Source organism: Cupriavidus sp. CuC1, assembly GCF_044627735.1.
GTDB classification, from domain to species: domain Bacteria; phylum Pseudomonadota; class Gammaproteobacteria; order Burkholderiales; family Burkholderiaceae; genus Cupriavidus; species Cupriavidus ulmosensis.
The window spans coordinates 1-21,971 of sequence record NZ_JBIUHC010000109.1; the positions used below are offsets into that span (position 1 = coordinate 1).

Consider the following 21,971-nt stretch of genomic DNA (forward strand, 5'->3'; position numbering starts at 1 on the left):
CTGGCTATCGCGGCACGGCCACCGCTGGCAATTACGGCACGGCCACCGCTGGCGAAGGCGGCACGGCCACCGCTGGCTATCGCGGCACGGCCACCGCTGGCAATTACGGCACGGCCACCGCTGGCGAAGGCGGCACGGCCACCGCTGGCGAAGGCGGGGAACTGCGCATCCAGCAGTGGGATGCGAATTCGAATCGCTCCCGGACTCGCGTGGCATACGTGGGCGAGGACGGCATCAAGGCTGAGACGAAGTACCGCGTCAACGAAGGCGGCAAGTTCGAGGAGGTGCAATCGTGAGCGAACCCTCCCACGCTCGCCTATCTCCGTCCGGGGCTGACCGCTGGTCGGTTTGCTTCGGCTCGGTGGTGCTCGAGGCGAGCCAACCCGACAACAGCAACGAGCACAGCGACTGGGGCACCGCGTGCCACGCGGTCTCCGCCATGTGCCTGACTGAGAAGACGGACGCCCTAGCCTACCTCGGCCGCCGTATCGATGTCGCCCCCCACCGCACAGTGGAATGCGACCGCGAGATGTGCGAGACGGCGCAGACCTACGTCGACTATATCCGCGAGGCGTCCACCGGCGCGCAGCTGCTGGTCGAGCAGCGCCTCGACATCAGCCACGTGGTGCCGGAGTGTTTCGGCACGTCGGACGCGGTCATCATCCGCGACGACGAACTGCACATCGCGGATCTGAAAGGCGGCCGCGGCGTGCAGGTGTTCGCCAGCTATGCGGTGGACCCGTCCGACCCCAACAGCCCGCGCAAGCCCAACAAGCAGATGGCGCTCTATGCGCTGGGCGCCCTGCGCGCTTTCGAGATCCTGGGCGACTTCAAGCGCGTGCGCATGACCATCAGCCAGCCGCGCCTGAACCACCTGGATGAGTGGGATTGCTCAGTCGAGGACCTGCTCGCCACCGGCGAGGAACTGCGCCAGGCCGCTGAGCGCGCCTATGCCTACGTGGACAGCACCACCACGCTGGTGGAAAGCGACCTGGTGCCGGGCGACAAGCAGTGCAAGTTCTGCAAGGCCAAGGCCACGTGCCCGGGCCTCGCCCGCCGGGTGCAGGACGAGGTCGGCAGCGATTTCGACAACATCGCCACGTTTGCCCAGTCGGACGAACAGAAGGCCATGTCGCTCAAGGCCTATACGCCCAAAACCGCAGAGGCACTGAGCAAGGCCATGAAGGCCATCGACCTGATCGAGTCCTGGTGCAAGTCGGTGCGCGGCGCCGTCGAGATCGAACTGCTCGCTGGCCGCGAGGTGCCCGGCTACAAACTGGTGCAAGGCCGCAAGGGCGCTCGCAGCTGGAACAGCGAGCACGAAGCGGAGACCGTGCTGAAGGCCATGCGCCTCAAGGTCGAGGAAATGTATCAGTTCAAGCTGATCACGCCGCCGGCCGCCGAGAAGCTGAAGAAGGCCGGCCGACTGGGCGATCGGCAGTGGGCGAAGCTGCAACCCATGATTGGCCAATCCGAGGGCGGCAAGTCGGTGGCCCCGGCCAGCGACCCGCGCGATGCGATCGTCATCTCGCCGCCGGCGGACGACTTTTCCGACGAGACCAACGCTGCAGCCACGGCTCCGACCGGCGAGGAGTTCGCATGACCCGCCTGCTCCTCGCTGCTGCACTTGGCGCCTACTGCACGTTCTGGTTCGCCATGGCCATCGCCGCAGACAAGACCGACGGCCACGTCTGGTGGATGCCGTTTGCCATCCTCGCAATGGTCGGGCTGCCCGCCGTGCTCGGTGTCGCGCTTGGCATCGAACTCACGAAGCCCGAACGATGAACCAGCTCAGCCAGCCGCCGCAGCGCAAGACCATCGCGCTGTCGGCACTCCCACCCGAGGCCAGCGCGGCGCTTGCGGCCGCCGCGCGGTCTCACCCTAACGATCCGTTCGCCCGTGAAAAGGCGATCGATGCCGCGATCAAGCGCGTGAAAACGCAATTTCCAGAGTACTTCCAACCGGAGTCACAGCAATGAAAGTCCTACTCAAAGACGTGCGCCTTGCCTTCCCTGACCTGTGGACTGCCAAGCAGTTCGACGGCGCCGGTCCCTTCCGCTACAGCGCCACCCTGCTGATCGAGCCGGGCAGCGCGAACGAGAAAGCCATCGAGGCTGCCATCGCCAAGGTGGCCGCTGACAAGTTCGGCAAGAAGGCGGCCAGCCTGCTCCAGAGCTTCCGCGGCAACAGCAACAAGTTCTGCTACCTCGACGGCAACCTCAAGGAATACGACGGGTTCCAGGGCATGTTCTACCTGTCGTCGCACCGCAAGCAAACCGACGGCCCGGTGCTGGTGATCGACACCAACAAGGCACCGCTCGGTGAGGCCAGCGGCAAGCCCTACGCCGGGTGCTACGTCAACGCCAGCGTCGACATCTACGCCCAGGAAGGCCAATACGCCGGCATCCGCTGCGGCCTGATCGGTGTGCAGTTCGCTCGCGACGGCGACAGCTTCGGCGGCGCCAGCAAGACCGATGGCAGCGAGTTCGAAGACCTGGGCGCCGGCGCGGATGCCGAGACCGAAGACGCCTTCGCGTAACCCTCAAGGACACACCATGACTCAGCACTATATCGGCACGAAACAGATCGTGTCCTGGGAGCAGGAGAAGGAGGGTAAGCCCGGTTATGCCGTGAAGTACCCGGATGGCTATACCTCCTGGAGCCCCAAGGAAACCTTCGAAGCCGCTTACCTGCTGCAAGGCGACGACGGCTCCCGCGTTCCTGAGCAGATGGTCGACGACTTCATTGTCGGCCACGAATCCACCCGGATGGGCAACCACACAGTCGTGATGGTGACGCTGCGCAACGGCTTCACGATGATCGAGGAATCCGCGTGCGTCGATCCGGCCAAGCACTCGGGGAGCGGTACGCCTTGGCGAAAGCCAAGAGCCGTGTCTGGAACATGCTTGGGTTCCTGCTGGCCACCGCGCGCAACGGCGTAGGTCAGGTGTGACATGGCACTCGTCGTTATCACCATCGCCGACGACCCCGAGGGCAATGCCAACGTGGCCATCCAAAGCGAACCGGCCCTAGATGTGGGCCGGCCCGACGTCCTGCTCACTCCGGCGCAGCAGCTCGCGCTGGACATGCTGCAGGCCGCCATGAGCCAGACCGAGGTCAAGCGGGACCGCGGCCTGATCCAGCTCATTCAATGAACCCCGTTTTTGCTCGGCCTTCGGGCCGGGCGTTTTTGGCGTGGGCTTAGCTCAGTCGGTAGAGCGGGGAATCCTGAGGGGCTGCAGTACCCCTTCTTGGTACGTCCCAGGCCATCGGTTCAAGTCCGATAGCCCACACCAAAAACTTTTTGATGTGTTGCTGCGCGGGCGCGGGAAGGGTCGGCTAACCACTCGAATACGCCATATGACAACGAACGCGCAGCACCCGGGAATCGCCCCTTAGGTGGGCGGAGAGATCAAGGGTAAGTCGGCCCGACGTCAGTAAGGGGAAGCCGGGACGCCGGCTAGGCGCAGGTAGCGTGACCCGCCGAAAAGCCCGAACGCGGAGGGCGCGCCGGATGAATCGAACCTGGCCGCAGCGACACACCAAAAAGTTTTAGGCCACACCCGGCGCGCCGAAAGACCGGGCCAATGAGAGGGAGAACACCATGCGCAAATAAATCGAGCGGGCGCCGGCCACCTTGCCGGGCGTTGCGCAGTGGGCTGCCCCAACAGATGCGAAAAACCTGATGGACCGATGCAGCCCACTCCGAAACGCGGGAACGCCCTTCCTCCCTCCGCGAATGGCCGCGCGGCATCTCGGCCGGGATCGCTAACCCCTCGGTGCCCGTTCGATTACTCACACCGAGGCGCATGCGCAAACCGCGAGGCGTTGGCAACTAGATAACGCGGAAATCCCGGCAAAGGCCTTTCTCACCTGGACCACCATGCCATTCAAATACCCCGACCTCTGCCACCGCATCGTCGCCAACACGGTGATGGCTGTGGATTCCTACTACGACGGCACGCCCTGCTGGCTGTGGGTTGGCGCCTTCAACGCCTCGGGCTACGGAAAGATCAGCCTGCGCTGGCAGCGCGGTCCGCGCAAAGGCCAGGTGCGTAGTGCGCTGGCGCACCGCATCTCGCTGGAGGTGTTTAAGAACCGCCGCCTGACGGCGCGCTCGGTAGCCAAGCACCTGTGCAACAACCCGGTTTGCGTCAACCCCGACCACCTGGTCGGCGGCACGCAAAAATCCAACGTCCGGCAGTGCGTTGCGGAAGGCCGGCACTTCACCCCGTTCAGGAAGGCAGCATGAACCCCGATCCCCACAACCCTGAGTTCTTCCCGATCATCAAGAGCGGCTCACGTGATGGCGCACGGCGCCTGGAGGACAAGATTTCCTTCCGCTGGGTACTGGAGCACCAGTCCCAGGCGGTGCACAACCACGGGCAGAGCGTACACCGCCTGGCGCAGCGCGGCGGCCTGTCCTGGCTAGAACTGTGGGGTGTGGTCAGCGGCCAGTGCCCGTTCGAACTGATGCGCAAGGGGTACACCGATGCGACGTGCATGCCGAAGGTGAAACAACAGATGGAATGGTGGAAGGCCCAGCGCCTGGTCACCGCAGCCGTGGGCGATGGCGCCGAGATCATTGGCGGTGGTTTCCGCAAGTCGCCCACGTGCAGGGACTGAGGATGACCGCGATGCCCCCCGGCCGCCGGCTATTTCTCGCAGTACTTCGCCTGGATCGCCCGCGTCATGGCGGTGCGGTAGTTCCCGCTACGCGCCCCAGGGTTGCCGCGCATGTAATCGACGAAGGTGTTGGCCATGTCGGCGACAGAGACGTGCTGCACGCAGGTCGAGCGCTCCATCACCCTGCCAATGCGTGGGCTCATGTCCTTGGCCTTGACGTCTTTGACCGTGTCCAGCACGGCGGGATCGTAACGGTACACACCGACCACGCCGTTGCCGGTGCCTTCAATGAAGCCGTCGAGGTACGCCTTCACGACCAAGATGCAGATCGTGCGCTCCCCTTGATCGGCAGCCGTGCACTTCTGTTCAAGATCCCCGGCGGTGATCGACTGAGCGCCAGCGCTGCCGGCCAGCAAAAGCCCCAAGGCCAGACAAGCCAATATCCGCTTCATTGCTCTTCTCCTTGTTTGGTAACCGAAATGCCCGCCAAGTATATGCGGGGTGTCGCATGAGCCATCGCCGCTTCTGGTTTGACCTTGAGACGTTCAGCCCGGTGCCTATCAAGCACGGCAGCCACGCGTACGCGGAGAAAGCCGAGATCCTACTCTTTGCCTACGCCATGGACGATGCCGTGCCCAAGGTGTGGGACGTGACGGTCAACCCCAAACCGCCGGCCGAGCTCGTGGCCGCGGCCGAGGATCCCAGCGTCGAATGGTGGGGCCACAACTCCGGCATGTTCGACTGGGTGGTGATTGGCCACGCCATGCCCTGGCTGGCCGAGGCCGTGCCGCAATCGCGCCGACGCGACACCATGGTGCAGGCCTATGCCCACTCTCTGCCCGGCGCCCTTGGCACGCTGTGCGAGGTGATGAGCGTACCGCTGGAGGAAAGCAAGCTCAAGACCGGCCGCGAACTGGTGCGACTGTTCTGCATCCCGCCGGCCAAGAATCTCAAGCGCGGGCGTGCCACGCGCCACACCCACCCCGCCGAGTGGGCCGAGTTCATCGAGTACGCCGGACGCGACATCACCTCGATGCGCGCCGCGTCGAAGAAGGCCCCGATGTGGAATTACCAGGGGGCCGAGCTCGACTTGTGGTGCCTGGACCAGCGCATCAACTATCGTGGCATGACCATGGACGTGGAACTGGCGCACGCCGCCATCGCCACGGTCGAGCGCGAGCAGAAGGCGCTCGCCGGCCGCACGCAGGAGATGACTGCTGGCGCGGTGGAGTCGGCGCGCAAGCGCGACAAGCTCCTGGCCTACCTGCTGGCCGAGTACGGCATCGACCTGCCCGACCTGCAGAAATCTACCCTGGAGCGGCGCATCGACGACCAGTCGCTGCCGTGGGCGCTGCGCGAATTGCTCGCCATCCGGCTGCAGGCCAGCACCAGCAGCACCAGCAAGTACACCTCCCTGATCCGCGCGGTCAGCAGCGACGGCAAGCTGCGCGGCACGAAGCAGTTTTGCGGCGCCGGCCGGACAGGGCGCTGGGCTGGCCGGCTGTTCCAGCCCGACAACATGCCGCGCCCCGCCGTCGGAGACTTGCGCGATGACGCGCTGCAGCGCGCGATCGACGATGGCATCCAGGCCATGAAGACCGGCTGCGCCGACCTGATTTCCGACAACGTGATGGAATTGGCATCCGCCGCCATCCGGGGCTGCATTGTGGTGCCGCGCGGCAAGAAGCTGGTGGTGGCCGACTTGTCCAACATCGAGGGCCGCAAGCTGGCGTGGCTGGCGGGCGAGAAGTGGAAGCTGCAGGCGTTCCGGGACTACGACGCCGGTACCGGCCATGACCTGTACAAGCTAGCCTATGCCAAATCGTTCGGCATCAAGCCCGAGGCGGTCGACAAAAACCAACGCCAGGTCGGAAAGGTGCAGGAATTGGCCCTGGGCTACGAGGGCGGTGTCGGCGCGTTCCTGACCTTCGCCGCGGCGTACAACCTCGACCTGGAGGAGATGGCCGAGCAGGCGATCGCCGCCATCCCGGCCGAGATCCTGGACGAAGCGCGCGGCATGTACCAGTGGACGCTAAAAAAGCGTCGCAGCACCTTCGGCCTGTCCGAGCGCGCATGGTTGGTGTGCGAGTCGTTCAAGCGCTCGTGGCGGTATGCCCACCCCGAAGTCACCTCCCTGTGGAAAGAACTCGGCGCGGCCGCCGTGCGCGCCACGCAGGCGCCCGGCACCACGATCACCTGCCGCCGGCTCAAGGTGCGCCGCGATGGCGCCTGGCTGCGCATCCGGCTGCCGTCCGGTCGGTTCCTCTGCTACCCCTCGCCGCAGGTCAGCGAGAAGGGCGAGTTCAGCTACATGGGCGTCAACCAGTACAGCCGCAAGTGGAGCCGGATCAAGTCCTACGGCGGCAAGCTGGTGGAGAACGTGACTCAGGCCGCCGCGCGCGACGTGCTGGCTTCCAGCATGCCCCACGTGGAGGCAGCCGGCTACGAGATTGTGCTGACCGTGCACGACGAAATCATTACCGAGGCGCCCGACTCGCCGGACTTCAACGCCGACCACTTGGCCGCGCTGATGTCCGCCAATCCGCCATGGGCCGAAGGCCTGCCGCTGGCTGCGGCCGGCTTCGAGGCCTACCGCTACCGCAAGGACTGAGGCCCTGCAAGACAGATATATGGGCGTATATGCATACGTATCCGCGCAGCACCTACCATTTTGCTAACGTCATTTGCTGTTTTGTTGCTAATGTAGCTAAGGGCTACCCCACTAAATGATGGCCCCTAGGCCCCGTACAGTTTCATACCACATCAGATGACATAAAACCAAGATACACAGCCGCTATCTAAAACGACACTGACTGTATTGGTGCCCGAATCGATTCCCATCCCCGCAGGCGAGACGGTGCCAGAAACGAACAAAAGTGCTAATTCTGAGTTGCGTGAGTTTTCAGCATTTGCTAAAGTCTAGCGACACAAACAAGAAGGATAGAGAAATGCGTATTGAGGGGTTGTCGACCGAGGTCATTCTCAAACTGGGGGAAGCAATCAACCGGGCAGGCGACTGGCGCGAGATCGCGGCAAAGGCTGCCCATATCAAGACCCTGCCGCACGGCTCCCCTGACCGGGCAGCGCAGGCTCTCCAACTGGTCGAGTCGTTCGACGCCGGCACCGCCATCGAGCAGATCGACGAAGACATCGCAGCCATGCACAACTCGCTGGCCGCAGTCCGCGCGCAGCAACGCGCGATCCGTCGCAGGAAATAGGAGCTACCAATGCTCGAATCGAAAATCGAGACCCACCTCGTAAAACGGGTCAAGGATGTGGGGGGCACGGCCTACAAGTTCACCAGCCCGCAGCGCCGGGCCGTGCCCGACCGACTGGTGCTGCTGCCTGGCGGGCGCGCCACCTTCGTCGAATGCAAGGCCACCGGCCAGAAGCCGACCGAGGCCCAGGCGCGCGAGCACACCCGCCTGGGGGCGCTAGGGTTCCCTGTCCTGGTCATCGACAGCCTGGAGGCTGTCGAGGCCTTTATCGGAGGCACGCTGCAATGACCATCGCCGACATCGCCCTCGTTTTGTGGTTCGCGCTGAGCTTGGCCGTCATCGTGGTTTGCGCGATCGTTGCGCACAGCCGCTACTTGGCGCGCTTCGACGAGGACCAGGAGCCGCGCGCGTGACCCTCCGCACTTTCACCTCCCGCCCGTACGGCAAGCTGATCCAGAACCATATTCTGGAGACGCCGCGCTGCGGGGTGTGGGCTGGCATGGGGATGGGCAAGACCGTCGAGACGATGAACGCGCTGGATATCATCGAGCTGGTCGAGCCCGGCCCCACGCTGGTCTGCGCGCCGTTGCGGGTGGCCCAATCCACTTGGCCGGACGAGGCCCGCAAGTGGGGGCACCTGCGCAACGTTGAGGTGGTCCCCATCATCGGGGACGCCAAGGCGCGCACCCGCGCGCTGGCCCGCGCCTTCATGCCGTCGGCCAGTATCTTCACTATCAACTACGAGAACCTGCCCTGGCTCGAGGAAACGCTACGGACCGAGCGCATGCCTTGGCCCTTCCGGCGGATCGTCAGCGATGAGTCCACGAAGCTCAAGGGCTGGCGCGGCAGCAAGCAGGTGAGCAAGACCGGCAAGGAGTTCGTGCGCGGCGCCGGCGCGCAGCGCTCCCGCGTCCTCGCACGGGTGGCCTTCGCCCACGCAACGCGCTTCATCGAGCTGACGGGCACACCCTCCCCCAACGGCCTGCAGGATCTGTGGGGGCAAGCGTGGTTCCTCGATCAGGGCGCGCGGCTTGGCCGGACGTTCGACGCCTTCACCCAGCGCTGGTTCAAGCCCAAGCATCAGGGGTTCGGCACCGAGCCACTGCCGCACGCCCAATCCGAGATCGAGGGGCGCATGCGTGACCTATGCATGTCGCTGGACGCCCGCGACTGGTTCGACCTGCGCGAGCCTATCAAGAACCTGATCCGCGTGGATCTGCCCACCAAGGCCCGGGCACTGTACCAGGACATGGAGCGGCGCATGTTCATGCAGATCGACGGCCACGAGGTCGAGGCCTTCAACGCTGCGGCCAAGACCATGAAGTGCCTGCAGCTGGCGAACGGCGCGGCCTACGTGGGAGAGGACGCCGAAAAGTGGGTCGAGGTGCACGACGGCAAGCTGCAGGCGCTGGAGTCGGTCATCGAGGAAGCGGCCGGCATGCCGGTGCTGGTGGCGTACCACTTCCGCTCCGACCTGGCGCGCCTGCGCAAGGCCTTCCCCAAGGGCCGCCACCTGGACAAGGACCCACAGACCATCCGCGACTGGAACGCGGGCCAAATCCCAGTGCTGTTTGCCCACCCGGCCAGTGCTGGCCATGGGCTGAGCCTGCAGGATGGCGGCAACATCCTGGTGTTTTTCAGCCTGAACTGGAACCTGGAGGAGCACCTGCAGATCATCGAGCGCGTCGGGCCCACGCGCCAGATGCAGGCCGGCCACGACCGGCCAGTGTTTATCCACTACCTGATTGCCCGCGACACCATCGACGAACTGGTGATGGCGCGGATCGAAACCAAACGCGAGGTGCAGGACCTGCTCCTCGAAGCCATGAAAAGAAAGGGGTACGCATGAAGCTTCTGCCCAAACTGGTCGATGCGCTGATCCGCCGCGCGATGCGCACACCGTATTTCCACTTGAAGGGGTACATGGAGCGCTATTGGCTCATCCCCTACAACCGGTTCGCGCCGGCGGCCCGCATCCACCATATCCTGCGCTCAGACGACGACCGCGCCTTTCACGACCATCCGTGGCCTTACGTCACGGTCATCCTGCGCGGCGGCTACACCGAGGTGACGCCTGTCTATGATGCCTCCGGCCTGTACCAGGGCGAGGCGCGCAAGTGGCACGGCCCGGGTTCGATCCTGTTCCGGCGCGCCAAGTCGTGGCACCGCCTGGAGGTGCCAGAAGGCAAGACAGCCTGGACCCTGTTCATCACCGGCAAGTACCAGCAGCGCTGGGGTTTCATGCCGAACCCGGCCGGCAAGGTGTACTACCAGGATTATTTCAACGGGGACAATCAATGAGCGAGCGTGATCCCACAGGACGTAACCCCCACGAGCCAGGCGCCAAGCTTGACGCCGGCAAGGCTCCGGTGCGGCGCGGCCTGCTGGAGTACTTCCCGCGCGCCTGCATGGCAGTGGCGCAGGTCAGCGCCTCGGGCGCGGCCAAGTACGCCTGGAACGGCTGGGAGCAGGTGCCCAATGGGGTGGACCGGTACGGAGACGCCGAGGCGCGCCACATCTGCAAGGCCGCTATCGAAGGCCCGGTGGATGCTGACTACGGCCACCTGCACGCCGCGCACGAAGCGTGGAACGCGCTAGCGCGCTTGGAACTGCTGTTGCGAGAGAACGAGCGTGGGTGACATTGCAGACGACCATCTCGACCGGATGACGGACTCGATGCCGGACGCCTGGCATTGGGGTACCCCTCGCCGCAGCCAGTTCCACGTGACGTGCAAGGAGTGCGGCATGTCGGGCTTGCGCTGGCGCGCGGAGTCCGAAGGCTGGCGCCTGTTCGAGAACGAGCGAGTGGAACATAACCGGCTCAAGCTGCATAACTGCCGAGCACTGCCGTCGGCAGAAGAAGCCATGGAGGACTTCGACGATGTTTCTAACCAATGACGAGATCCGCGAGCTGACCAAGCGCACGCACCGCCGCACGCAGGTGGAAGCTCTCCGCACCCTGGGCATCGAGCACCGCGTCCGCGCGGACGGGAGTATCGTTGTCCTGCGCGCCCACATCGAAGCCGTGTTCGGCGTCAGCGCGCCGGTGGCCCGCAAGCAGAAAGAGTACGAGATCGACCGGAGCATCATGTAATGCCGCGTCCACGTAAGACCGAGAACCGGGGCCTGCCGGCACGCTGGCAGGTGCACCACGGTGCCTTCTTCTACCGGGTTCCGCCCGGGCTCGAACCCCACTGGGACGGCAAGAAGCGTTTCCGACTGGGCAGCACGCTATCGGAGGCCTACAAGACGTGGGCCGAGCGGCTAGGCACCCCGATCAAGGCGAACACCATTGGCCAGCTGCTGGACCGCTATCTGCTCGAAGAAGTGCCCACCAAGGGGGTAACTACCCGGCGCCACCATCTGCTTTGCATCAAGAAGCTGCGTGTGCAGTTCGGCACTTGGCCGCTTGAGACGATCAAGCCGCGCCACGTCTATGCCTACATCGACGCACGCACCAAGGAAAGGAAGCAACCCGACGGCACCACTGCCCGCGTCAAGGCGCCAGTGGCCGCGCGCCGCGAGATCGAGGTGCTGTCACATGCCTACACCAAGGCCGTGGAATGGGGGTACCTTGACCGGCACCCGTTCCTGGGCGAGACGCGACTCAAGGGTACAAAGCCGCGCGACCGCTATGTCGAAGACTGGGAACTGGACGAATGCCTGGCGCTGCAATCTCGCCGGAAGAAGGGCAGCGTGCGCGCAGCGCAGGCCTATATCCGCCTCAAGAGCCTAACCGGCATGGCCCGCGGCGACCTGCTGCGCCTGCGCCCCGCCGTCGACTTCAAGGACGATGGGATCCATATCCAGCGCCACAAGACCGCCAACAGCACCGGCAAGCGTACCGTCTACACCTGGAACGACGATCTGCGTGCGGCGGTAGCCGACGCGCTGGCGGCGCGCCCAGTGCACATCTCGCCGTGGCTGTTCTGCACCCTCAAAGGTGAGTGCTATTTCGACGAGGAGACGGGCCGGGCAGGCGGGTGGGAATCGCTGTGGCGCGGCTTCATGGCGCGTGTGCTCGCGGAGACGAAGATCACGCAGAGCTTCACTGAGCACGACATCCGCGCCAAGGCAGCAAGTGACGCCGACACGCTGGAGCACGCCCAGGCGTTGCTTTCGCATGCCGACAGCAGCACAACGAAGCGGATTTACCGGCGCAAGCCCGAACTGGTGGCCCCGCTCCAGGCAAAGAAAAAGGGCTAGGCCATTGTTTCCAATGACCCAGCCCCGTATCTATGACCCACAGGTTAAGAACCGCTAACCCGCAAAGCCTTACAGTATAAGTGGCGGAGAGACGGGGATTCGAACCCCGGATAGGCTATTAACCTATACACGCTTTCCAGGCGTGCGACTTAAACCGCTCATCCATCTCTCCAGCAAGTCCGCGAGTATATCAGAGTGTTGTTTCGCAAATCTAGTGTTTCGTGCTCGAAGGCCCTATCCGCGTCGCAAGTACGTCACGAGACGGTCGATCACCGGCGCGTTGCGTGGCGTCAGCAGGCTGGCCAGGATGGCAACGGCAAAGCCGGCGGGCACGCCGAATGCACCGGAAGCGATCGGGTCCACGCCGAACCAGCGATTGCCGAAAATGCCGGTCATGCGGGTAAAGAACGGGTAGTTGACGAAGATATAGTAGACCGCCACCCCGAGTCCGGCCACCATGCCCGCCACCGCGCCTGCGGCTGTAGTGCGGCGCCAAAAAATCGCCAGCACCAGCACCGGGAAGAAACTGGACGCGGCCAGCGAGAACGCCGCGCCGACCAGGAAGAGAATATTGCCGGGACGCAGCGAGGTGACGTAAGAGGCAAACAGCGCCACGCCAAGCAGCACGATCTTGGCGGTGGTGACGCGCCGCTGGTGGCTCGCGGTGCGGTCGACCATGTGATAGAAAACGTCGTGCGACAGCGCGTTGGCAATGGTGAGCAGCAGGCCGTCGGCGGTGGATAGCGCGGCCGCCAGCGCGCCCGCGGCAACCAGGCCCGAGATCACGTAGGGCAAGCCGGCGATTTCCGGCGCGGCCAGCACGATCATGTCGGGCTGGATGAGGATCTCCGCCCATTGCACGATGCCGTCGCCGTTCACATCGCGAATGCCGAACACCGGCGGGTCGACCTTGCGCCATTGCACCACCCATTGCGGCAGTTCCGCGTATGGCGTGCCGACCAGGTGCTGGAGGAATTCGTACTTGACCAGCGCCGCGAGTGCGGGCGCGGAGACGTAGAGCAGCGCGATGAAGAACACCGCCCACGCGACCGAGTTGCGCGACTCCTTCACCGACGGCGTGGTGTAGAGCCGCGTCAGGATGTGCGGCAGGCTGGCGGTGCCCAGCATCAGGCAGAACACCAGCAACACAAAGTTCAGGCGCTTGGTCTTGCGCTCCTCCTCGGAGGGCGACGGATAGGGTTCGGTCGACGGCGTGGAGGGCTGGCTGCGCGCCAGGGCGTCTTCACGCTGCTGGTTCCATTGCTGCTGGGCCGCTGCTACGTCGCGCGGAAACTCCACCCGCTCGCGCTCCACCGTCTTGATCTCGCGCAGCGGCGCGTTGCGCAAGCGCAGATCCTGCAAGCGCGCGGCCAGCGCATTGCGCTCCTCGTCGAACGATCGCGGCAGCCGCGAGATGCGATCCTGCATCTGGATGGCCTGCTGGCGGTAGAACTCGCGCACGGCCTGTTCGGCCGGGTCACGCTCGATGCTGCGCTCGCGCGTGTCGATCTGCTGCAGCAGCGTGCCGTAGCTCAGTTGCGGCAGCGCTTCATGGTGATGCTTCCACGCGATCATCGAGACCGTGACCAGGAAGGCCACGATCAGCATGATGTATTGCGCGACCTGGGTCCACGTCACCGCGCGCATGCCGCCGAGGAACGAGCACACCAGGATGCCGGCCAGGCCGAAGAACACGCCGACGGCGAACTCCACGCCGATAAAGCGGGTGACGATCAGCCCTACCCCCTGGATCTGCGCCACCAGGTAGACGAAGGAACATAGCGAAGCCGCCAGCACGGCAATGGCGCGCACCGGCATGTTGCCGCCGGGCTTGCCATTGCCATAGCGCGCGGCGAGGAAGTCGGGGATGGTGTAGCCGCCGTACTTGCGCAGGTAGGGCGCGAGCAGGAACGCGACCAGGCAATAGCCGCCGGTCCAGCCCATCACGTAGGCCAGGCCTTCGTAGCCCGACGCGAACAGGATGCCGGCCAGGCCAATGAAGGATGCCGCGCTCATCCAGTCGGCGGCGATTGCCATGCCGTTGAACAGCGCGGGCACGCGCCGGCCGGCTACATAGTATTCATTGAGGTCGGAGGTGCGGCAGATCAGCCCGATGCACGCATAGATGGCGATGGTGACGAACAGGAATACGTAGCCAAGCCAGAGGGCATCGCCGCTGGAATGCTCCAGCAGGCCCATCATGCCGATGAAGACGAACAGGCCTATCGTGAACAAGCCGTAGTACAGCAGCAGCCGTCGGCGAAAGCGCGACTGTTCGTCAGGCATGGGAGCAGTGGTTGGACAGGCGGGGTGGGCGAGCAAGGAAACCGCCGGCACGCGCAAGGCGCGCCGGCAGAGGCGGATGACCGCGTTATTGTGCCTGCTTCAACTGGTCCAGGATGGCGGGGTTTTCCAGGGTGGACGTATCCTGGGTGATTTCTTCGTTCTTGGCCAGCGAGCGCAACAGGCGCCGCATGATCTTGCCGGAACGCGTCTTGGGCAGGTTGTCGCCAAAGCGGATGTCCTTTGGCTTGGCGATCGGGCCGATCTCCTTGCCCACCCAGTTGCGCAGCTCGGCGGCGATTTTCTTGGCCTCTTCCTCGTCCGGGCGGGAGCGCTTGAGCACCACGAAGGCGCAGATGGCCTCGCCGGTCATGTCGTCAGGGCGGCCTACCACCGCGGCTTCGGCCACCATCGGGTTGGAGACCAGCGCGGACTCGATTTCCATCGTGCCCATGCGGTGTCCCGAGACATTGAGCACGTCGTCGATGCGGCCCATGATGGTGAAGTAGCCGGTGTCCTTGTCGCGGATCGAGCCGTCGCCGGCGAGATACAGCTTGCCGCCGAGTTCTTCCGGGAAGTAGCTCTTCTTGAAGCGCTCCGGGTCGCCCCAGATGGTGCGGATCATCGACGGCCACGGACGCTTGACCACCAGGATGCCACCGCTGCCGTTCGGCACGTCCTGCCCCGTCTCGTCGACGATGGCCGCGATGATGCCCGGCAGCGGCAAGGTGCACGAGCCCGGCACCAGCGGCGTGGCGCCCGGCAGCGGCGTGATCATGTGGCCGCCGGTCTCGGTCTGCCAGAAGGTGTCCACCACCGGGCAGCGCTCGCCGCCGATATTGCGGTAGTACCACATCCACGCTTCAGGGTTGATCGGCTCGCCCACCGTGCCCAGCAGGCGCAGGCTGGACAGGTCGTATTGCTTGGGATGGATCTTCTCGTCGGCCTCGGCCGCCTTGATCAGCGAGCGGATCGCGGTCGGCGCGGTGTAGAAGATGCTGACCTTGTGGCGCGCGATCATGTCCCAGAAGCGGCCGGCGTTGGGATAAGTGGGCACGCCCTCGAACACCACCTGCGTGGCGCCGGCGGCCAGCGGGCCGTAGGCGATGTAGGTGTGCCCGGTGACCCAGCCGATGTCGGCGGTACACCAGAACATGTCGTCGGGCTTGATGTCGAAGCTCCACTTCATCGTCATCAGCGCCCACAGCAGGTAGCCGCCGGTGCTGTGCTGCACGCCCTTGGGCTTGCCGGTGGAGCCCGACGTATAGAGCACGAACAGCGGATGCTCGGCGCTGACAGGTTCGGCTTCGCACGTCGGCGGCTGGCCGGCGGCGACGTCGTCCATCCAGCGGTCGCGGCCTTCGGCCCAGTTGACCTTGCCGCCGGTGCGGCGGTACACGATCACGCTCTTCACGGCTTCGCAGCCGCCCAGCGCCAGCGCTTCATCGGCGATGGCCTTGAGCGGCAGCGCCTTGCCGCCGCGCATCTGCTCGTCGGCGGTGATCAGCGCCACCGCGCCCACGTCGACCAGCCGCTCTTGCAGCGACTTGGCGGAGAAGCCGCCGAACACCACCGAGTGCGTGGCGCCAAGGCGCGCGCAGGCTTGCATCGCCACGACGCCTTCGACGGACATGGGCATGTAGATAACGACGCGGTCGCCCTTCTTGATGCCCAGCGCCTTGAGGCCGTTGGCGAACTGGCAGACCTTGGCATGCAACTGGCGATAGGTGACCTTGGTGACGGTGCCGTCGTCGGCCTCGAAGACAATGGCCACCTTCTCGGCATTGCCGTTGTCCAGGTTGCGGTCCAGGCAGTTATAGGAGGCATTGAGCTCGCCGTCCTCGAACCACTTGTAGAACGGGGCATTGCTCTCGTCCAGCACCTTGGTGAAGGGCTTGGTCCAGTGCAGTTGCTCGCGGGCGTGGCGTGCCCAGAAACCCTCGTAGTCGCGCTCGGCTTCGTCGCACAAGGCCTGGTAAGCCTCCATGCTGGGAATCGCAGCTTGCTTGGCGAACGACGCCGGGGGATTGAAAATGCGATGCTCCTGCATCACGGACTCGATGGCGGACATTTGCTTGTCTCCTGATATAGCGTGGCTGCCTGGCTGCGAACTTACGCTTGACGGCTTACTTAAACCTGACGCTGCCAAACCCAACCCGCACGCATGCCGGCACCCGTGCGCTGCCTGCTGCAGCGCACCATGAATAACGGCCGGGCGTGGGTAAGGATGTGCAGCCTTCTCCATTAGGCTAGCACAGCTATAATGCCGCGAGCCCTATCCCGAACGCGGCGCTGCGGCATTGCGGGACTTCGCGGGCAGATATGGTCAGCGCAACGCGCCACCGCGACCCCGCCGGCCGGCGCTCGCAAGATCCCGGCCCGATCCCCGCCAGATCCGACCAAACAGCGCCGCCACCCAGACCCCGTGCCCATCCACGCCCTCTTCCTGATTGCCGCAATGGCCCTTGTCGGCAGCAATGTCGGGCTGGGCAAGGCCATCGTCGCCTACGTACCGATCCTGCTGTTCGCGCTGCTGCGCTTCGCCATCGCCATTGCGTGCCTGGCGCCCTGGTACCGCCCCGCGCGCATGCGCGCCGTCTCTCGCGGCGAATGGCTCAACCTCTTCCTGCAGGCCTTCTTCGGCACGTTCCTGTTTACGCTGCTGATGCTGGGCGGCGTGCGGCTGACCAGCGCCATGGCCGCAGGCGTGATCACCAGCACCATCCCGGCCACGGTGGCCCTGCTCTCGTGGCTGATCCTGCGCGAACGGCTGTCCCGGCGCACGGTGTTCTCGGTCTTGCTGGCGGTGGCGGGCATCGCGGTGCTGAACGTGGCGCGGGGCACGGAACATGGCGGCGGCGGCGCCGGTGACAGCGGCGGCGAGCATGCGCTGCTCGGCAACCTGATGATCATGGGCGCGGTGATCTGCGAATCGATCTACGTGATCCTCTCGCGGCGCCTGGCGCAGACCCTGGCGGCCATCGAGATCTGCGCCTATACGCACTTGATCGGCGGGCTGCTGATGCTGCCGCTGGGCCTGATGCCGCTGCTGAGTTTCGACATGGCATCGGTTCCCGCGAGCATATGGTGGATGCTGCTCTGGTATGCGCTGTCGGCCAGCATCTTCTCGTTCTGGCTGTGGATGAAAGGCGTGCGCCATGTGCCGGCACAGATGGCGGGCGTGTTCACGGCGGTGCTGCCGATCGCGGCCGCCACCTACGGCATCGTGTTCCTCGGGGAGACGCCAGGCTGGCCGCACGGCGTGGCGCTCGCCTGCGTGCTGGCCGGCATCGCACTGGCGAGCTGGCCCGGGCCGCTGGCCCGCCGGGCATGGCGCGCCAGCAGGAAAGAGGCGCGCAACGCCGACTAGCCGCGCACTGACAAAGCCTCGGATTTGCGAAATCTGCGCAATGTACAATCGCGGCCCCTCTCTTTCAGCCAGCTTTCAACCAACCACGATCCACCTGCTCAAGACCTTCATCGACGCCGACCAGCGCGCCCCGCACATCATCAGGCAGGTCATTATCCATCTGTCGTTCCTGCTGTCGGCAGTGGCCATGGCCTATGTGGACAAGCTGGTTTCGCATCCCGCGCATCCCGCCCAATCCGGTGGCCATCAAAACAGTCAAGGCACGGCCCACTGATGTGGTTCGGCCATAGGCCGGCGCCAGGAAACCGCAGCCAAGGCTGCGGTCAGCTTGCTGACAAAGCCGGATCTGCGTTGTCGTGCTCCCCTCTCCCACTTGTGGGAGAGGGGCTGGGGGAGAGGGCGGGCGCTCGTTACGCCTGCGTGCTGGAAAACACCATGGGCTTCGCTTCAAGTGGCTCCTAGCCAAACCACCCCTCTCCCCGGCCCTCTCCCCATGAGGGGAGAGGGAGAGCCCTCGTCAGGGCGCGCGGCTTTGGCCTGCTCGGCGGCGTCGGCTAATGCTCCGGCAGCGGGCCGGCGGCGGGCTCGGTGCCAAGCGCGGCAAGCCGGATGGCAACGCCCGGCTTCTGCCCCGAGCCGGCGCCTGGCCGCCCGTCGAGCGTGCCCAGCGCAAGCACGATGCCCCGTGCCATGCTGTCCGCCTGGCCATGCGGGCGCAGGTGAAACATGAGCGCGGTCCAGCCCAGATGGACAATGACGAGCACGGAGACGGATAGCACCGCCATGCGCCCAAACAGCGTATTGAACGGATTCTTCATGCGTCCGGCGCTTCGTCGACGTCATCGGCTTCGTCGGCGCAGAACGCGTCGAGCCCGGGAACAAAGACGTAGCCGCGGCCCCGCACGGTCTGGATATAACGGGGTACCGATGGATCATCCTCGATCACGCGGCGCAAGCGCCAGACCGGCACGTCCAGGCTGCGGTCGCGGAAATGCATTCGATCCCGAGCTACCGGATTGCTGTAGCGCGGAAAAATCCGTCTCGAGGGTCGACAAGGCCGAGCTACTGGCGCTGTCCGTGCTGGTCCCGGTGGACAAAGTGGTGCTGGCGGCGCTGGTCGCAGCGCTCGTGCCCTGGCTCGCTGAGGTGCCGGCAGCCTGGGCAGCGAGTGCCTGGAACAGCGCGCCGACAAAAGCCTGTACCGCGTTGCCGGACGCATCGGCGCTAGACGCGGTGCTGCTGGTGCCGCTAGTGGTGCTGGCGGCAGCGTCTGAAGCGGTGCTGGCGGAAGTTGAGGTAGTGGCGGACGCGGCAGTCGTCGGGCCGTCCCTGCTGGACGACGAGGTCGTGATGCCCAACTGCGCCAGCGTTTGCTGAAGTGCCTGGATCAGCGCATCGGCAGGATTGCTTACCGAATTGCTGGTGTCGCGGCTACTGGACGCATCCTGGCCACCGCAGCTTTTTTGGGTGGACTGCGTCTGGAAAAGGCTGGACAGCGACGTGTTGCTGCCGATTGCGCTCAAGGTCATGGTCACATCTCCGTTATTGAGGAGATGCCAAGATAACCGCCGGCCCACGGGGAACATTCTCCAAGGAGAAAACGGAATCGGGGTCATTTCGCCGCCCCGTAAGGCCCTGTAAGGCAAGCGTGCCAGGGAGGGGGAGGAACTTCGCGGCAGGGGATGCGCATCGGCCAGCCATGCGCAGCGAAGAGCACCCGCCGCACTGTCGACAGGCGCATGCAATCCGGCACCCCCCCCTCGCTAGGTGTATGATTTCGGGCTGAATTTCCCCTCGACTGTCCTCCCCACAAAAATGACTGTCATCAAACAAGAAGACCTCATCCAGAGCGTCGCCGACTCCCTGCAATACATCAGCTATTACCACCCGATGGACTACATCACCAGCCTGGGCCGTGCCTATGAGCTGGAGCAGAGTCCCGCGGCCAAGGATGCGATCGCGCAGATCCTGACCAACAGCCGTATGTGCGCTGAAGGCAAGCGCCCGATCTGCCAGGACACCGGCATCGTCACGATCTTCGTCAAGGTCGGCATGGATGTGCGCTGGGATGGCGCCACCATGGGCCTGTCGGACATGATCAACGAAGGCGTGCGCCGCGGCTACACCAACCCGGACAACGTGCTGCGCGCGTCCATCGTGAACCCGCCCGAAGGCGGCCGCAAGAATACCAAGGACAACACCCCTGCCGTGATCCACTATGAAGTGGTGCCGGGCAATACGGTGGACATCCAGGTGGCAGCCAAGGGCGGCGGCTCGGAGAACAAGTCGAAGTTCGTCATGCTTAACCCTTCCGACTCCATCGTCGACTGGGTGCTCAAGACCGTGCCGACCATGGGCGCAGGCTGGTGCCCGCCGGGCATGCTGGGCATCGGCATCGGCGGCACCGCCGAGAAGGCCATGGTCATGGCCAAGGAATCGCTGATGGACCCGATCGACATCCAGGACGTGATCGCTCGCGGCCCGCAGGACTGGATCGAGGAAATGCGCGTCGAGCTGTACGAGAAGGTCAATGCGCTGGGCATCGGCGCGCAAGGCCTGGGCGGCCTGGCCACCGTGCTGGACGTCAAGATCATGGGCTATCCGACCCACGCGGCTTCCAAGCCGGTGGCGATGATCCCGAACTGCGCGGCCACCCGCCACGTGCACTTCACGCTGGACGGCAGCGGCCCGGCCAAGCTCGAAGCGCCTGACCTGTCGGCCTGGCCGAAGGTCGAGTGGGCACCGAACACCGAGACCTCCAAGCGCGTCGACCTGAACACGCTGACGCCGGCAGAAGTCGCCTCGTGGAAGCCGGGCCAGACCCTTCTGCTCAACGGCAAGATGCTGACCGGCCGCGACGCCGCGCACAAGCGCATCGCCGACATGCTGGCCAAGGGCGAGAAGCTGCCGGTGGACTTCACCAACCGCGTGATCTACTACGTGGGCCCGGTCGATCCGGTGCGCGACGAAGCTGTCGGCCCGGCAGGCCCCACCACGGCTACCCGCATGGACAAGTTCACCGAGATGATGCTGGCCCAGACCGGCCTGATCTCGATGATCGGCAAGGCCGAGCGCGGCCCGGTGGCGATCGAGGCCATCAAGAAGCACAAGTCGGCCTACCTGATGGCGGTCGGCGGCGCGGCTTACCTGGTGGCCAAGGCCATCAAGCACGCCAAGGTGGTCGGCTTCGAAGACCTCGGCATGGAAGCCATCTACGAGTTCGACGTCAAGGACATGCCCGTGACGGTGGCCGTGGACAGCGAAGGCACCTCGGTGCACAAGACCGGACCCGCAGAATGGCAAGCCAAGATCGGCAAGATCCCGGTCGCTGCGCTGTAACGCGAGCCACGCCGTGACAGCGATGCTGTCTGCACAAGCCGGGTCCTCCGACCCGGCTTTTTGCTACCTAACCTCTTGATTGCCTCGATCCTCCCTGTGAACAACGCTCCCATCGGCATCTTCGATTCCGGCCTCGGCGGCCTGTCCGTATTGCGCGAGATCCGTGCCCTGCTGCCGCAGGAATCGCTGATCTACGTGGCCGACTCGAAGTACGTGCCCTATGGCGAGAAGCCCGAGCACTTTGTCGAGGCGCGCACGCTGCAGGTTTGCGAATGGCTGGTGGCGCAGGGCTGCAAGGCCCTGGTGATCGCCTGCAACACCGCGACCATGCATGCGATCCACACGCTGCGTGAACGCCTGGCGCTGCCGATCATCGGCGTCGAGCCCGGCCTGAAACCCGCCGCCGCCGCCAGCCGCAGCAAGGTGGTAGGCGTGCTGGCCACGGGCAACACGCTCAAGAGCGCAAAGTTCAGCCGCCTGCTTGCCTCGCTGGAAGGCGAGAGCCGCTTCCTCTGCGAGGCTGGCGTCGGGCTGGTGCCGTTGATCGAGCAAGGCGATGTGGACGGCCCGGCCGTGCGCGAGAAACTCACCGCCTACCTGTCGCCCATGCTCGAGGCCGGCGCCGATACGCTGGTGCTTGGTTGCACCCACTACCCCTTTCTCTCCGGCACCGTGCGCGAACTGGTCGGCGACCGCCTCACGCTGGTCGATACCGGCGACGCCATTGCGCGGCAACTGCGGCGCAAGCTGGCCGAGCACGGCATGGCCGCCGGCGCCGATGCGGTGCCCAACGACCGCTACACCTCGACCAAGGACGCCGCCCACCTGCGCGCCATGGCCGCGGCGCTGCTGCATGTGGATGCGCCCGCGCAAACCCTGGTGATCGAGCCGGCGCCGGCATTCGACTGAGGCATCGGCATTCCCGCTTC

26 protein-coding genes, 2 tRNA genes and 3 pseudogenes are annotated in these 21,971 nt (G+C 65.0%); 25 read left to right on the forward strand and 6 right to left on the reverse strand.

The genetic code is table 11. The features are described from left to right. The 10 genes and pseudogenes from ACGLHR_RS35035 to ACGLHR_RS35080 all read left to right on the forward strand — a co-directional run. A pseudogene (locus ACGLHR_RS35035) lies at nucleotides 1–296 on the forward strand (hypothetical protein); the annotation flags it as partial. Continuing rightward, entirely contained in the window at nucleotides 293–1,603 is a 1,311-nt protein-coding gene (locus ACGLHR_RS35040; RefSeq protein ID WP_400099672.1) for a DUF2800 domain-containing protein, read from the forward strand. The pseudogene ACGLHR_RS35035 and the gene ACGLHR_RS35040, both read left to right, overlap by 4 nt. Next, nucleotides 1,600–1,785 (forward strand): hypothetical protein, encoded by a 186-nt coding sequence (locus ACGLHR_RS35045; protein ID WP_400099674.1) that lies wholly within the window; start codon nucleotides 1,600–1,602, stop codon nucleotides 1,783–1,785. Before ACGLHR_RS35040 ends, ACGLHR_RS35045 begins: the two co-directional genes overlap by 4 nt. After that, on the forward strand, nucleotides 1,782–1,979 hold the full coding sequence (locus tag ACGLHR_RS35050) for a hypothetical protein (RefSeq protein WP_400099675.1): 198 nt from the start codon (nucleotides 1,782–1,784) through the stop codon (nucleotides 1,977–1,979). Before ACGLHR_RS35045 ends, ACGLHR_RS35050 begins: the two co-directional genes overlap by 4 nt. Beyond that, the gene (locus ACGLHR_RS35055; protein WP_400099677.1) at nucleotides 1,976–2,539 is read left to right on the forward strand and encodes an ssDNA-binding protein; all 564 of its coding nucleotides are present in this window, start codon (nucleotides 1,976–1,978) and stop codon (nucleotides 2,537–2,539) included. The genes ACGLHR_RS35050 and ACGLHR_RS35055 overlap by 4 nt, the downstream gene beginning before the upstream one ends. Nucleotides 2,540–2,555: 16 nt before the next feature. Then, nucleotides 2,556–2,942 carry a Gp49 family protein gene (locus ACGLHR_RS35060; RefSeq protein WP_400099679.1) on the forward strand — a complete coding sequence of 129 codons (387 nt, stop codon included), beginning with the start codon at nucleotides 2,556–2,558 and terminating at the stop codon, nucleotides 2,940–2,942. A 12-nt stretch (nucleotides 2,943–2,954) separates the two neighbouring features. Next, nucleotides 2,955–3,155 carry a hypothetical protein gene (locus ACGLHR_RS35065; protein WP_400099681.1) on the forward strand — a complete coding sequence of 67 codons (201 nt, stop codon included), beginning with the start codon at nucleotides 2,955–2,957 and terminating at the stop codon, nucleotides 3,153–3,155. Between the two features lie 40 nt (nucleotides 3,156–3,195). Then, a tRNA-Thr gene (locus ACGLHR_RS35070) sits at nucleotides 3,196–3,296 on the forward strand. A 587-nt stretch (nucleotides 3,297–3,883) separates the two neighbouring features. Beyond that, nucleotides 3,884–4,252, forward strand: coding sequence for a hypothetical protein (locus ACGLHR_RS35075; RefSeq protein ID WP_400099683.1), 369 nt, complete (start codon nucleotides 3,884–3,886; stop codon nucleotides 4,250–4,252). Beyond that, nucleotides 4,249–4,626, forward strand: coding sequence for a hypothetical protein (locus ACGLHR_RS35080; RefSeq protein WP_400099684.1), 378 nt, complete (start codon nucleotides 4,249–4,251; stop codon nucleotides 4,624–4,626). Before ACGLHR_RS35075 ends, ACGLHR_RS35080 begins: the two co-directional genes overlap by 4 nt. 29 nt (nucleotides 4,627–4,655) lie before the next feature. Here the strand turns inward: ACGLHR_RS35080 and ACGLHR_RS35085 are convergent, their stop codons facing one another. Next, nucleotides 4,656–5,078: a hypothetical protein gene (locus ACGLHR_RS35085; RefSeq protein WP_400099685.1), complete on the reverse strand. Its 423-nt coding sequence runs from the start codon at nucleotides 5,076–5,078 to the stop codon at nucleotides 4,656–4,658. Between the two features lie 56 nt (nucleotides 5,079–5,134). On the opposite strand from ACGLHR_RS35085, the gene ACGLHR_RS35090 reads away from it, so the two are divergent. The 10 genes from ACGLHR_RS35090 to ACGLHR_RS35135 all read left to right on the forward strand — a co-directional run bounded on the left by ACGLHR_RS35090 (nucleotide 5,135) and on the right by ACGLHR_RS35135 (nucleotide 12,050). Next, nucleotides 5,135–7,237, forward strand: a complete 2,103-nt coding sequence (locus ACGLHR_RS35090; RefSeq protein WP_400099687.1) for a DNA polymerase I — start codon at nucleotides 5,135–5,137, stop codon at nucleotides 7,235–7,237. A 337-nt stretch (nucleotides 7,238–7,574) separates the two neighbouring features. Further along, the gene (locus ACGLHR_RS35095; protein ID WP_400099689.1) at nucleotides 7,575–7,844 is read left to right on the forward strand and encodes a hypothetical protein; all 270 of its coding nucleotides are present in this window, start codon (nucleotides 7,575–7,577) and stop codon (nucleotides 7,842–7,844) included. 9 nt (nucleotides 7,845–7,853) lie between these two features. Continuing rightward, nucleotides 7,854–8,132, forward strand: coding sequence for a VRR-NUC domain-containing protein (locus ACGLHR_RS35100; RefSeq protein WP_400099691.1), 279 nt, complete (start codon nucleotides 7,854–7,856; stop codon nucleotides 8,130–8,132). Continuing rightward, nucleotides 8,129–8,257, forward strand: a complete 129-nt coding sequence (locus ACGLHR_RS35105; protein WP_400099693.1) for a hypothetical protein — start codon at nucleotides 8,129–8,131, stop codon at nucleotides 8,255–8,257. Before ACGLHR_RS35100 ends, ACGLHR_RS35105 begins: the two co-directional genes overlap by 4 nt. Then, nucleotides 8,254–9,693, forward strand: a complete 1,440-nt coding sequence (locus tag ACGLHR_RS35110) for an SNF2-related protein (RefSeq protein WP_400099694.1) — start codon at nucleotides 8,254–8,256, stop codon at nucleotides 9,691–9,693. Before ACGLHR_RS35105 ends, ACGLHR_RS35110 begins: the two co-directional genes overlap by 4 nt. Continuing rightward, nucleotides 9,690–10,145, forward strand: a complete 456-nt coding sequence (locus ACGLHR_RS35115) for a hypothetical protein (protein WP_400099696.1) — start codon at nucleotides 9,690–9,692, stop codon at nucleotides 10,143–10,145. The genes ACGLHR_RS35110 and ACGLHR_RS35115 overlap by 4 nt, the downstream gene beginning before the upstream one ends. Next, nucleotides 10,142–10,483 (forward strand): dATP/dGTP diphosphohydrolase domain-containing protein, encoded by a 342-nt coding sequence (locus tag ACGLHR_RS35120; protein ID WP_400099698.1) that lies wholly within the window; start codon nucleotides 10,142–10,144, stop codon nucleotides 10,481–10,483. Before ACGLHR_RS35115 ends, ACGLHR_RS35120 begins: the two co-directional genes overlap by 4 nt. Continuing rightward, nucleotides 10,476–10,742 carry a hypothetical protein gene (locus ACGLHR_RS35125; RefSeq protein WP_400099700.1) on the forward strand — a complete coding sequence of 89 codons (267 nt, stop codon included), beginning with the start codon at nucleotides 10,476–10,478 and terminating at the stop codon, nucleotides 10,740–10,742. The genes ACGLHR_RS35120 and ACGLHR_RS35125 overlap by 8 nt, the downstream gene beginning before the upstream one ends. Then, nucleotides 10,726–10,938 carry a DUF4224 domain-containing protein gene (locus ACGLHR_RS35130; protein WP_400099701.1) on the forward strand — a complete coding sequence of 71 codons (213 nt, stop codon included), beginning with the start codon at nucleotides 10,726–10,728 and terminating at the stop codon, nucleotides 10,936–10,938. Before ACGLHR_RS35125 ends, ACGLHR_RS35130 begins: the two co-directional genes overlap by 17 nt. Beyond that, nucleotides 10,938–12,050, forward strand: a complete 1,113-nt coding sequence (locus ACGLHR_RS35135; RefSeq protein ID WP_400099703.1) for a tyrosine-type recombinase/integrase — start codon at nucleotides 10,938–10,940, stop codon at nucleotides 12,048–12,050. Before ACGLHR_RS35130 ends, ACGLHR_RS35135 begins: the two co-directional genes overlap by 1 nt. A gap of 81 nt (nucleotides 12,051–12,131) precedes the next feature. Here ACGLHR_RS35135 and ACGLHR_RS35140 read toward each other — a convergent pair. The 3 genes from ACGLHR_RS35140 to acs all read right to left on the reverse strand — a co-directional run bounded on the left by ACGLHR_RS35140 (nucleotide 12,132) and on the right by acs (nucleotide 16,404). Continuing rightward, nucleotides 12,132–12,222, reverse strand: a tRNA-Ser gene (locus ACGLHR_RS35140). A 62-nt stretch (nucleotides 12,223–12,284) separates the two neighbouring features. Further along, the gene (locus ACGLHR_RS35145) at nucleotides 12,285–14,336 is read right to left on the reverse strand and encodes a VC_2705 family sodium/solute symporter (RefSeq protein ID WP_400099704.1); all 2,052 of its coding nucleotides are present in this window, start codon (nucleotides 14,334–14,336) and stop codon (nucleotides 12,285–12,287) included. 85 nt (nucleotides 14,337–14,421) lie between these two features. Then, a complete protein-coding gene (gene acs, locus ACGLHR_RS35150) occupies nucleotides 14,422–16,404 on the reverse strand; it encodes an acetate--CoA ligase (protein ID WP_400099706.1) in 1,983 nt (660 codons plus the stop codon). A 354-nt stretch (nucleotides 16,405–16,758) separates the two neighbouring features. Here acs and ACGLHR_RS35155 point away from each other — a divergent pair, with 354 nt between their 5' ends. Together ACGLHR_RS35155 and ACGLHR_RS35160 are read left to right on the forward strand one after the other, a co-directional pair. Continuing rightward, on the forward strand, nucleotides 16,759–17,703 hold the full coding sequence (locus tag ACGLHR_RS35155; protein ID WP_400099708.1) for a DMT family transporter: 945 nt from the start codon (nucleotides 16,759–16,761) through the stop codon (nucleotides 17,701–17,703). A gap of 82 nt (nucleotides 17,704–17,785) precedes the next feature. Beyond that, nucleotides 17,786–17,977: pseudogene (locus tag ACGLHR_RS35160) on the forward strand (TIGR00645 family protein); the annotation flags it as partial. Nucleotides 17,978–18,257: 280 nt separating this feature from the next. Here ACGLHR_RS35160 and ACGLHR_RS35165 read toward each other — a convergent pair. Both ACGLHR_RS35165 and ACGLHR_RS35170 read right to left on the reverse strand, forming a co-directional pair. Continuing rightward, nucleotides 18,258–18,521 (reverse strand): hypothetical protein, encoded by a 264-nt coding sequence (locus ACGLHR_RS35165; protein ID WP_400099710.1) that lies wholly within the window; start codon nucleotides 18,519–18,521, stop codon nucleotides 18,258–18,260. Continuing rightward, nucleotides 18,518–18,715, reverse strand: a pseudogene (locus tag ACGLHR_RS35170) (winged helix-turn-helix domain-containing protein); the annotation flags it as partial. The pseudogene ACGLHR_RS35170 and the gene ACGLHR_RS35165, both read right to left, overlap by 4 nt. 65 nt (nucleotides 18,716–18,780) lie before the next feature. Here ACGLHR_RS35170 and ACGLHR_RS35175 point away from each other — a divergent pair. From ACGLHR_RS35175 to murI, 3 genes are all read left to right on the forward strand, one after another. After that, entirely contained in the window at nucleotides 18,781–19,080 is a 300-nt protein-coding gene (locus ACGLHR_RS35175) for a hypothetical protein (protein ID WP_400099725.1), read from the forward strand. A gap of 438 nt (nucleotides 19,081–19,518) precedes the next feature. Continuing rightward, nucleotides 19,519–21,042, forward strand: a complete 1,524-nt coding sequence (locus ACGLHR_RS35180) for a fumarate hydratase (protein ID WP_318231379.1) — start codon at nucleotides 19,519–19,521, stop codon at nucleotides 21,040–21,042. Nucleotides 21,043–21,138: 96 nt separating this feature from the next. Further along, nucleotides 21,139–21,951 (forward strand): glutamate racemase, encoded by an 813-nt coding sequence (murI, locus tag ACGLHR_RS35185; protein ID WP_400099713.1) that lies wholly within the window; start codon nucleotides 21,139–21,141, stop codon nucleotides 21,949–21,951. Nucleotides 21,952–21,971 lie beyond the last annotated feature (20 nt).